The 10474-nt window shown below is 72.9% G+C and carries 10 protein-coding genes; 8 read left to right on the forward strand and 2 right to left on the reverse strand.

Annotated elements, in window-relative coordinates; translation table 11 throughout:
* Positions 1-116 precede the first annotated feature (116 nt).
* The 3 genes from ACFWN1_RS16405 to ACFWN1_RS16415 all read left to right on the forward strand — a co-directional run bounded on the left by ACFWN1_RS16405 (position 117) and on the right by ACFWN1_RS16415 (position 5374).
* Positions 117-1790, forward strand: a complete 1674-nt coding sequence (locus tag ACFWN1_RS16405) for an AMP-binding protein (protein WP_384362318.1) — start codon at positions 117-119, stop codon at positions 1788-1790.
* A gap of 2 nt (positions 1791-1792) precedes the next feature.
* Positions 1793-3391 carry an AMP-binding protein gene (locus ACFWN1_RS16410; RefSeq protein ID WP_384362348.1) on the forward strand — a complete coding sequence of 533 codons (1599 nt, stop codon included), beginning with the start codon at positions 1793-1795 and terminating at the stop codon, positions 3389-3391.
* 228 nt (positions 3392-3619) lie between these two features.
* On the forward strand, positions 3620-5374 hold the full coding sequence (locus ACFWN1_RS16415; protein WP_384362321.1) for an ankyrin repeat domain-containing protein: 1755 nt from the start codon (positions 3620-3622) through the stop codon (positions 5372-5374).
* A 3-nt stretch (positions 5375-5377) separates the two neighbouring features.
* Here the strand turns inward: ACFWN1_RS16415 and ACFWN1_RS16420 are convergent, their stop codons facing one another.
* Complete coding sequence (locus ACFWN1_RS16420; protein WP_384362324.1) at positions 5378-5611, reverse strand: hypothetical protein; 234 nt, start codon at positions 5609-5611, stop codon at positions 5378-5380.
* 738 nt (positions 5612-6349) lie between these two features.
* On the opposite strand from ACFWN1_RS16420, the gene ACFWN1_RS16425 reads away from it, so the two are divergent.
* The 5 genes from ACFWN1_RS16425 (at position 6350) to ACFWN1_RS16445 (ending at position 10006) form a co-directional block, all read left to right on the forward strand.
* The gene (locus ACFWN1_RS16425; RefSeq protein WP_384362351.1) at positions 6350-6712 is read left to right on the forward strand and encodes a helix-turn-helix domain-containing protein; all 363 of its coding nucleotides are present in this window, start codon (positions 6350-6352) and stop codon (positions 6710-6712) included.
* A gap of 118 nt (positions 6713-6830) precedes the next feature.
* Positions 6831-7334 carry a 2-oxo-4-hydroxy-4-carboxy-5-ureidoimidazoline decarboxylase gene (gene uraD / locus ACFWN1_RS16430; RefSeq protein WP_384362327.1) on the forward strand — a complete coding sequence of 168 codons (504 nt, stop codon included), beginning with the start codon at positions 6831-6833 and terminating at the stop codon, positions 7332-7334.
* A gap of 13 nt (positions 7335-7347) precedes the next feature.
* Complete coding sequence (uraH, locus tag ACFWN1_RS16435) at positions 7348-7692, forward strand: hydroxyisourate hydrolase (protein WP_384362330.1); 345 nt, start codon at positions 7348-7350, stop codon at positions 7690-7692.
* Between the two features lie 5 nt (positions 7693-7697).
* The gene (pucL, locus tag ACFWN1_RS16440; RefSeq protein ID WP_384362333.1) at positions 7698-8612 is read left to right on the forward strand and encodes a factor-independent urate hydroxylase; all 915 of its coding nucleotides are present in this window, start codon (positions 7698-7700) and stop codon (positions 8610-8612) included.
* A gap of 26 nt (positions 8613-8638) precedes the next feature.
* Entirely contained in the window at positions 8639-10006 is a 1368-nt protein-coding gene (locus tag ACFWN1_RS16445; RefSeq protein WP_384362336.1) for an 8-oxoguanine deaminase, read from the forward strand.
* A gap of 5 nt (positions 10007-10011) precedes the next feature.
* Here the strand turns inward: ACFWN1_RS16445 and ACFWN1_RS16450 are convergent.
* Positions 10012-10474 (reverse strand): hypothetical protein (locus ACFWN1_RS16450; RefSeq protein WP_384362339.1); only part of this gene is annotated, 463 nt, incomplete at its 5' end.

The following is a 10474-nucleotide window of genomic DNA, read 5'->3' on the forward strand; positions in this document are numbered from 1 at the left end:
TCGGGGGTGGTGAGACCCGCATCACGGATTAGACGATGGGGGAGAGCCGCCCGGCAATGGTCCGGGACGCGGGAGTGCGCCGGCGGTGGACGACCGCGGCAGCGAGGAGGACACGGATGACGACCCCGACGGAGCTGTTCCGCAGCGCCCGCGATTTCCTGCTGGAGCACCGGGAGGACTACCAGGCGGCCTACGACGGCTTCCGCTGGCCCGGGTTCGAGCACTTCAACTGGGCGCTGGACTGGTTCGACGTGATCGCGGAGGGCAACGACCGCACCGCCCTGCACATCGTCGAGGAGGACGGCACCGAGACCCGGCTCACCTTCGCCGAACTCTCCGACCGCTCCGACCGCGTCGCCGGCCACCTGCGGGCGCTGGGCGTCGGCGCCGGGGACCGGGTCCTCGTCATGCTCGGCAACCAGGCCGAGCTGTGGGAGACCATGCTCGCCGCGATGAAACTGCGTGCCGTGGTCATCCCGGCCACCCCGCTGCTCGGCCCCGCCGACCTGCGCGACCGGGTCGGGCGCGGCGGGGTCGCGCATGTGATCGCGCGCGCCGAGGACACCGCCAAGTTCGCCGAGGTCCCGGGCACCTACACCCGGATCTCGGTCGGCGGCCTGCCCAAGGAGGCGTGGGAGCCCTACGAGGACGCCTACGCGCTCCCCGCCGGGTTCCTGCCCGACGGCCCGACCCTCGCCGACGACCCGCTGATGCTGTACTTCACCTCCGGGACCACCGCCCGCCCCAAGCTGGTCGAGCACACCCACACCTCGTACCCGGTCGGCCATCTCGCCACCCTCTACTGGATCGGGCTGAAGCCCGGCGACGTGCACCTCAACATCTCCTCGCCCGGCTGGGCCAAGCACGCCTGGTCCAACCTGTTCGCACCCTGGAACGCCGAGGCGACCGTCTTCGTCGTCAACTACACCCGCTTCGACGCCGTCCGGCTCATGGCGGAGATGGACCGCGCCGGTGTCACCACGTTCTGCGCGCCGCCCACCGTGTGGCGGATGCTGATCCAGGCCGACCTGACCCGGCTCGCCACCCCGCCCCGCGAGGCCGTCGCGGCCGGGGAACCCCTCAACCCCGAGGTGGTCGAACAGGTCCGCCGGGCCTGGGGGGTGACCGTACGGGACGGGTTCGGGCAGACCGAGACCGCCGTGCAGATCTTCAACAGCCCAGGCCAGGAACTGCGTACCGGCTCCATGGGCCGCCCCCGCCCCGGCTATCGTGTGACGCTCCTCGACCCGGTCACCGGCGCGCCCGGCGCCACCGAGGGCGAGATCGCGCTCGACCTGGCCACGCGCCCCGTCGGCCTGATGACCGGCTACCACGGCGATCCCGGCCGCACCGCCGAGGCGATGGCCGAGGGCTACTACCGCACCGGCGACATCGGCTCCCGCGACGCCGACGGGTACGTGTACTACACGGGGCGCGACGACGACGTCTTCAAGGCCAGCGACTACAAGATCAGCCCCTTCGAGCTGGAGAGCGCGCTGCTGGAGCACGACGCCGTTGCCGAGGCGGCCGTGGTCCCCGCGCCGGACGAACTCCGGCTCGCGGTACCGAAGGCGTACATCGTGCTCGCCGAGGGCTGGGAGCCCGGACCCGGCACCGCCGAGGCGCTCTTCGAGCACTCCCGCGAGGTGCTCGCGCCCTACAAGCGGCTGCGGAGGCTGGAGTTCGCGCCACTGCCCAAGACCGTGTCCGGAAAGATCCGCCGCGTCGAGCTGCGTGAGGCCACGGCCGCCGGCTCGGCGGACGAGTACCGCGAGGAGGACTTCCGGTGAGCCTGTCGTACACGCACGGAACCGCCACCACCCCCCTGCTCGGCGACACCATCGGCGCCAACCTCGCCCGCACGGTCGCCACCTGGCCGGAGCATGAGGCCCTGGTCGACATCCCCGCCGGACGCCGCTGGACCTACACCGAGTTCGCTGCCGACGTGGAGCGGCTGGCGTGCGCACTGCTCGCCGCCGGAGTCGCCAAGGGCGACCGGGTGGGCGTCTGGGCGGTCAACCGCGCCGAATGGGTGCTCGTCCAGTACGCCACCGCGCGGGTCGGCGCGATCATGGTCAACGTCAACCCGGCCTACCGCACCCACGAGGTGGAGTACGTCCTCCGGCAGGCCGGCGTCTGCCTGCTGTTCGCCTCCACCGGGCACAAGGACAGCGACTACCGGGCGATGGTGGACGAAGTACGCCCGAGGCTGGCGGAGTTGAAGCGGACGGTGTACTTCGGCGATCCGAGCTGGGACGAGTTCACCGCACTCGGCGCCGAGGTCCCGGGGGAGCGACTGCGCGCCCGCGAAGCCGAGTTGTCCTGCGACGACCCGATCAACATCCAGTACACCTCGGGCACCACCGGCTTCCCCAAGGGCGCCACCCTCTCCCACCACAACATCCTCAACAACGGCTTCTTCGTGGGGGATTCGGTCGCCTACACCGAGCAGGACCGCGTCTGCGTCCCCGTGCCCTTCTACCACTGCTTCGGCATGGTGATGGGCAACCTCGCGGCCACCTCGCACGGCGCCTGCGTCGTCATCCCGGCCCCGTCCTTCGAGCCCCGGGCCACCCTGGACGCCGTCCAGCGGGAGCGCTGCACCTCGCTCTACGGGGTGCCCACGATGTTCATCGCGGAGCTGAACCTCCCCGAGTTCGCGGAGTACGACCTCTCCACCCTGCGCACCGGCATCATGGCGGGCTCGCCCTGCCCGGTCGAGGTGATGAAACGGGTGGTCGCCGAGATGCACATGGCCGAGGTGTCCATCTGCTACGGCATGACCGAGACCTCCCCCGTCTCCCTGCAGACCCGCGTCGAGGACGACCTGGAGCACCGCACCGGCACCGTAGGCCGCGTCCTGCCGCATCTGGAGGTCAAGGTGGTCGACCCGGCCACCGGCATCACCCTGTCCCGCGGCGAGGCCGGCGAGCTGTGCACCCGCGGCTACAGCGTCATGCTCGGCTACTGGGAGGAGCCCGCGAAGACCGCCGAGGTCATCGACACCGGCCGCTGGATGCACACCGGCGACCTCGCCGTGATGCGCGACGACGGCTATGTGGAGATCGTCGGCCGCATCAAGGACATGATCATCCGGGGCGGCGAGAACATCTACCCGCGCGAGATCGAGGAGTTCCTCCACGCCCACCCCAAGATCCGGGACGTCCAGGTGGTCGGCGTACCGCACGAGCGCTACGGCGAGGAGGTCCTCGCCTGTGTCATCCCGCTCGACCCGGCCGACCCGCTCACGCTGGACGAACTGCGCGCCTTCTGCCGGGACCGGCTGGCCCACTACAAGATCCCGAGCCGGCTCCAGCTCCTGGGCGCCTTCCCCATGACGGTGTCGGGCAAGGTCCGCAAGGTCGAGCTGCGCCGCGCGCACGGCTCCTGACATGCTCATGGGGCGCGGTCGACCCCGTTGCCTTCCGGCCGGGACCGCGCCCCACAAGCCCCCCGTGCGCAAAGCCCGCCGCCCCCGTCACGGCGGGACCTCACATCTCCAATCTGCCCTTGTTCGGCGGCTGTTGAAGCCTTTCGGGCGGTCTTCAGAGGTTGATTTGAGGTTCGGGGCCCCCTTGCGTCCCGAGGCGTTGTCAGTGGCCCGTGTCACGCTCCGGGCATGGGATTTTTCGATGACCTCGTGCTTCCCGGCGAGCCCCTCGCCACAGAGCGCTCCGTCCTGGCCCGGCTGCGTCCGCCCGGCCAGGACGAGGGCAGGTACACGCCGCCCGTCGACCGCTTCGTGCCCGTACCTCTCTCCCAGCCGGTGCCCGCCGGGGCGGGGCCGGAGACGCGGGTGATGCTGACCGGGTGGTCGGCGTGGCCGGTGTCGGTCACCCTGCACCTCGCGGTGTTCCGGCGGACCCGCCGTCAGGGCGGCCTCGCACCCGGGCAGTCCGGATTACGGGTGGGCCTGCTGCTCTCCGACGGTCGCCGGGTGACCTCGCTGGACGGCACCACCACCCGCCGTGTCCCGTTCACCGGGACGGACGGTGAGGTGCGCGAGGCCCAGACGGCCCAGGCGGTCGGCCTGATCCCGCTCGACCCGAGGCTGCACCACTCCCACCGGTCCCTGTTCAAGACCGACGTGGACCTGTACCTCCCCGAACTGCCCCCGCCCGGCGAGGCGACGCTCGTCGTGGAGTGGCCGGACGAAGGGATCGCCGAGACCCGTGTCCCGGTCGACGCGGACGCGCTCCGGACGGCGGCCGGGCAGGCGGTGGAGGTGTGGCCGGACCTCGAAGCGCCGGAGCCGGACGAAGGGCCGGGCACGATCATCCACATGGAGGTGGGCGGCCCTCGGTCGTTCCTGGCCCCGCCGCTGAACGGGCGGCAGACCGAGACGCTCCGCCGGGAGGAGGAGGCCCGGCAGCGCCTCGTACCCCGGCCCGACTGGGACGGCATGCGGTCCGACGACTGGGCGGACTTGGCGCTGATCGAGGCCCGGCTCGCCGGGGGAGCGCCCCCTCGGGGCGAGGCCGGGTGGAGCGGCGGCACCCCACTGCACCTGACGGCGGAACAGGGCTCCGTGGCCGGGATCTCGGCGCTCCTCGCCCACGGCGCGGACGTGGACGCGCGGGACGACTTCGGGCACACCCCGCTCTGGTACGCCGCGCTCCGCCTGAAAGAGGCCGCCATCCGCACCCTGATCGACGCCGGGGCGGACGTGTGGACGCCGCAGGAGGCGCCCTGGTCGCCGGGGCGGCTGTTGCTGACCACTCCGCTGGCCCCGCTGGTGAGTTCCCTCCCGGGTGCGGAAGAACTGCCCGCCGAGGAGGTCGCCGCCCTGCGGGCCGCCGACGCGCTCGTCGCCGCCTTCGGCGACGACCCGCTGTGGACCGACGGGCTCGGGATCTGCTTCGTACGGGACCTCACCGAGGACGAGGTGATCCGGCGGCTCGGCGCAGAACCGGCCCGCTGCCCGCGCACCGGCCTGGCGGACGCGCCCTTCGACACGGACGACTTCGACGAGATCGTGCGCCACGTCGGTGTGCGCGCCGTCCAGGGCGCTCCGGGTGGCTGCGTGATCACCCAGGACGGATACCTGACCAGCGATCCGGACCTGCTGAGCGCGATATCGGCGGGCACCACGGCGTACGGCGTGTACTTCAACCCCAAGGGTGGCAGCTTCGGTTCACTGGCGCGCGACGGCGAGTTCGTGGGGAGCGAGGAGATCGGCATGTGGGGCCACGGCCTGGACCCGGACGCCTTCTGGACCTTCCGTCTCTGGCAGCGCGAGCCCGACTTGCCCTTCGGGGCCGACGCCCTCGCCTACGCCTGCGCCGCCGCCGGTCTCGTCATCGAGGACGGCCGGGAGGCCGTCGACCGCCACGCCCCGCGCCGGTGGGTCGAGCTGCCGCCGGAGCCGCGCTGAGGCTCACAGCTCGTGCTCCGACAACCCCGGCCAGTCCTCCGGGCCGCCGCCCAGCCAGTCGATCAGGTCGCTCTCCTCGACCTCGACGCGGTCGAGGTCGGCCAGCCGGAGGATCTCGATCACGTCGTCCAGGTGGGAGGCGAGGCCGAGGGTGACCTCGCCCTCGGTGACCCGGCGGGAGCCGTCGAGTGCCGGGGGGTGGACCACGATGTGCGGAAAACGCGTCGGATCGGCCATGGGTTCAGCGTCCTGCGGATCGGAGGGCGCCGCTACTCGGCGACCGGGCCGGTGCGGCGGCCGGGAATTCACCCAGGCTTCACCGGCCGCCGCCCCCGCCCTCTTCCCCCGCACCGGCCGGGCTTCGGGCCTCGCGCCGCTCACGTCCTCCACGAAAGGCAGCCCCGACGCATGCGCCACGCCCTCCTCCGCGCCGCGAGACGGCTCGGTACCGGAGCGGCCGTCACGGCCGTCACCACCGCGCTCGCCGTGGCCGCCCCCTTCCCGGCCGTCGCGGCGAGCGCCGCGGAGCTGTCGTCCCTGGTGGACCCGCTGATCGGCTCCGCGAACGACGGCGACACCCTCCCCGGCGCCACCCTCCCCCAGGGCATGGCCCCCTGGTCGCCCGCCAGCACCACCGGCGACCAGACCAGCACCGGCCGACCCTTCGGGAGCCACCCGCGGGGCCGGCCGGCGTTAAGGTCGTACGACCGAACGCTGGGGGCACAGTTGAGACTGCGAGTGGAGTTCACCACCGAACCCTTCGACCTGGACGTACCGCCCGCGCACGCCGTGGCGGCCCGTGAGGTCGTCGAGGGCGCCGGTCTCGGCACCGTGGACGTGGGCCCGTTCGGCACCCTGGCCGAGGGCGGTGCGGACGGCGTGCTCAGTGCGGTGGACGCGCTGCTGCGGCGGAGCCTGGAAGCCGGGGCCACCCGGATATCCCTCCAGCTCAACGTGGTCGACGAGGGGCGACAGATGACTGCCGAGGAGCCCTTCGTCGCCGCCGTCAAACCGCTGGTCGACGCCATGGGCGGGGAGTTGCTCCCGCCGGGCGAGGCCGGCCCCGACGACGTGGTGCTGGCCTGGGCGGGCGCCGACGTCGTCGCCGTACGGCTGCCCCAGCTCGCGGAGTCCCTGGACCACCTCCTCGCCGCGCTGGAGCGCAGGGAGGAGCGGCCGCTGGCCGAGCTGGACCGCAAGGCCAAGCAGGAGATCGTCCGGACGCTGGAGGCGCGCGGCGCCTTCGCCGTGCGGCACGGGGTCGAGACCGTGGCGGGGGCGCTCGGCGTCAGCCGGTTCACCATCTACAACTACCTCAACCGGGAGAGGGACCGCTGAGCCCGTCCGGAGCAGGTGGCCCAAAGTTTTCAACAAAGTGTTGACGTGCCGTCGCCGCGAGGCGTTAGCTGACGGCACCCCGTCCGGCACGACGGCCCTCGCGGCCACGGAGGCGCCCGTGACATCCCCCGCCACCCCCCTGGCCCTGGCCCGGTTCAACGCCCTCGGGGACGAGGCCGCGCTCGCCGTCCTGCACGAGGTGTGCGCCGGCACCGCCTGGGCCCGCCTGCTCCTCGTCGCCCGCCCCTACGCCACCCCGGACGACCTGTACGTCGCCGCCGACGCTGCCCTCGCCGGACTCGGCGCCGACGACCTGGCCGAGGCGATGGCGGGCCACCCGCCGATCGGCCGGCCGGAACCCGGCGACCCCGCCTCCACTCGCGAGCAGCGCGGCATGGCGGACGCCTCCGACGCCCTGCGCACCGAGATGCTCGAACTGAACCTCGCCTACCAGAACCGCTTCGGCCATGTCTTCCTGATCTGCGCCACCGGCCTGACCGGCGAGCAGTCGCGGGACGCCCTCAAGGACCGGCTCGGCAACACGCCGGAGCGGGAACGGGAGACCGCCCGCGCCGAACTGGGCAGGATCAACCGCATCCGCCTGGCCCGACTTCTCGCCTGAGGACGCCCGCCCCATGACCACCCCCGCCTCCGTGTCCACGCACATCCTGGACACCTCGCTCGGCCGCCCCGCCCAGGGCGTCACCGTCCGCCTCCTCGCCCGCACCGGCCCCGGCGCCGACTGGCGACCGCTCGGCGAGGGGACCACCGACGCCGACGGCCGCTGCCGCGACCTGCCCGCCCCGCCCGAGGGGACCGACCGGGTACGGCTCGACTTCGAGGTGGAGCCGTACCTGAGCGGGAACGGGGGCGCGTTCTTCCCGGAGGTGACCGTCACCTTCGCCGTCCGGGCCGGGGAGCACCACCACGTCCCGCTGCTGCTCAGCCCGTTCGGCTACTCCGTATACCGAGGGAGCTAGCACCCATGGCAGAGACGCCCCGCCCGGCGGGCCGCGCGGTCCTGGCGCAGAACCAGTACGGCAAGGCCGAGAACCGGGTCGTCCGGATCACACGCGACGGCGCCACCCACCACATCAAGGACCTCAACGTCTCCGTCACCCTCGGTGGCGACATGGACGACGTCCACTACTCCGGCTCCAACGCCCACGTCCTGCCGACCGACACCGCGAAGAACACGGTGTACGCCTTCGCCAAGCGGTACGGCATCGAGTCCGCCGAGCAGTTCGGCATCCACCTCGCCCGGCACTTCGTCACCTCTCAGGAGGCGATCCGCACGGCCCGCATCCGGATCGAGGAGTACGCCTGGGAACGGATCGGCGCGCCCGGCCGCGGGCACTCGTTCGTCCGCAGGGGGCAGGAGGTCCGGCTCACCCAGGTGTCCCACGACGGCACGTCCTGGCAGGTCGTCTCCGGGCTGAAGGACCTGGTGGTCCTGAACTCCACCGACTCCGAGTTCTGGGGCTACGCCAAGGACGAGTACACCACCCTGCCCGAGGCGTACGACCGCGTGCTGGCCACCGAGGTGAGCGCCCGCTGGCGGTACGGCTGGACCGGCGAGGGCGCCGCGCCCGACTGGGACACCTCCTACACCGAGACCCGGCGCCACCTGCTGGAAGCCTTCGCCGGGACCTACTCGTACTCCCTCCAGCAGACCCTGTACGAGATGGGCGCGCGGGTGGTCGGGGAGCGTGCCGAGGTCGACGAGATCCGGCTCTCCCTGCCGAACAAGCACCACTTCCTCGCCGACCTGAGCCCCTTCGGACTGACCAACGACAACGAGGTGTACCTCGCCGCCGACCGGCCCTACGGCCTGATCGAGGCGACCGTCCTCCGCGAGGGCCGCGCGGCGGCGATCCCGGTGGACCTCACCAGCCTCTGAGCCTCTCCGAGAGCGAAGGACGAACCGTGGCAGCAGCCGAGCGCACCGTCATCGAGAACTGCGCGATCGCCACCGTGGACGCCGACGACACCGAGTACGCCACGGGGCACCTCGTCATCAGGGGCGACCGGATCGAGACGGTCGGGGCGGGCCCGGCCCCCGGGGGGCTCACCGGCGTCACCCGCCGGATCGACGCCACCGGGCACCTTGCCACCCCCGGCCTAGTCAACACCCACCACCACTTCTACCAGTGGCTCACCCGGGGCCTGGCCACCGACCACAACCTCTTCGACTGGCTGGTGGCCCTCTACCCGATGTGGGCGCGCATAGACGAGGAGATGGTGTCCGCCGCGGCGCGGGGCTCACTGGCGATGATGGCACGGGGCGGCGTCACCACCGCGATGGACCACCACTACGTCTACCCGCGCGGTACCGGCGACCTGTCCGGCGCGATCGTGCGCGCCGCCCGGGACACCGGCGTCCGCCTCACCCTGGCCCGGGGTTCGATGGACCGGGGCGAGTCGGACGGCGGACTGCCGCCGGACTTCGCGGTGGAGAGCCTGGACGACGCGCTGGCCGCCACCGAGGCCACCGTCCGCGCCCACCACGACCCCTCCTTCGGCGCGCTGGCCCAGGTCGCGGTCGCGCCCTGCTCACCGTTCTCCGTCTCCACCGAACTGATGCGTCAGGGCGCCGAGTTGGCGCGCGAGCTGGGCGTACGGCTGCACACCCACGGCTCGGAGACGGTGGAGGAGGAGAAGTTCTGCCACGAGCTGTTCGGGACGGGCCCGACCGAGTACTTCGAGTCCACCGGCTGGCTCGGCCCGGACGTGTGGATGGCGCACTGCGTCCACATGAACGACTCCGACATCGCCGCCTTCGCCCGCACCGGCACCGGCGTCGCCCACTGCCCGTCCTCCAACGCCCGCCTCGCGGCCGGGATCGCGCGGGTACCGGACCTGCTGACGGCGGGCGTCCCGGTCGGCCTGGGCGTTGACGGCACGGCCTCCAACGAGTCGGGCGAACTCCACACCGAACTGCGCAACGCCCTGCTAGTGAACCGCCTCGGCCCGCACCGGGAGGCCGCGCTGACCACCCGCCAGGCCCTGCGCCTCGGTACCCACGGCGGCGCCCGGGTCCTCGGCCGGGCGGCGGAGACCGGCTCCCTGGAGCCCGGCAAGCTCGCCGACCTGGTCCTGTGGCGCATGGACACCCTGGCCCACGCCTCGATCGCGGACCCGGTGGCGGCGCTGGTGCTCGGCGCTCCCGCCCCGGTCACGGCCTCCTTCGTGGGCGGACGGCAGATCGTGGCGGACGGGGTGCTGCTGCACGTGGACGAGGAGCGGCTCGCCCGCACCACCCGCGAACAGGCGCAGCGGCTCGCGCGGAGCTGACCGGCTCACACCCGGCGCGGGGACGCCAGCAGGTGCCGGGCTCTGGTGCGGGCCTCGGTGTACTCACCGCACTGCCAGCCCGCCGCCTCCAGCGTGTCCGCGTACGGCTGGAGTGCCGGGCCGTACACCGCGACCGCCTCCGGCTGCGGGGTGGCGCGGACCCGGTAGCCGGGAGTGTCCGCGGTCTCCGGCTGGTGGGCGGCCGCCTCCAGGGCCAGGGCGGCGGCGCGGACCAGGTGGCTGCGCTCCCAGGCGCAGGGCCGGTCGGTGGCGGCGTCCGGGTTGGTCATGCGGCGCAGTTCGAGGAGGCCCTGCCAGGCGTCGCGTAGCTCGCGGGTGCGGGACGGGCCGGGAGGCGCCTCCTCCGCGCCGCCGACCCGCGCTGCGAAGACGCCGCTCCGGTCGGCGCTCGCGGGGGCGGGCTCCGGCTCGGCCGCGCGCCGGCGGTGGCCGGCCGGGGTGAGGAAG

The sequence above is a fragment of the Streptomyces sp. NPDC058459 genome (assembly GCF_042721685.1).
GTDB lineage: Bacteria > Actinomycetota > Actinomycetes > Streptomycetales > Streptomycetaceae > Streptomyces.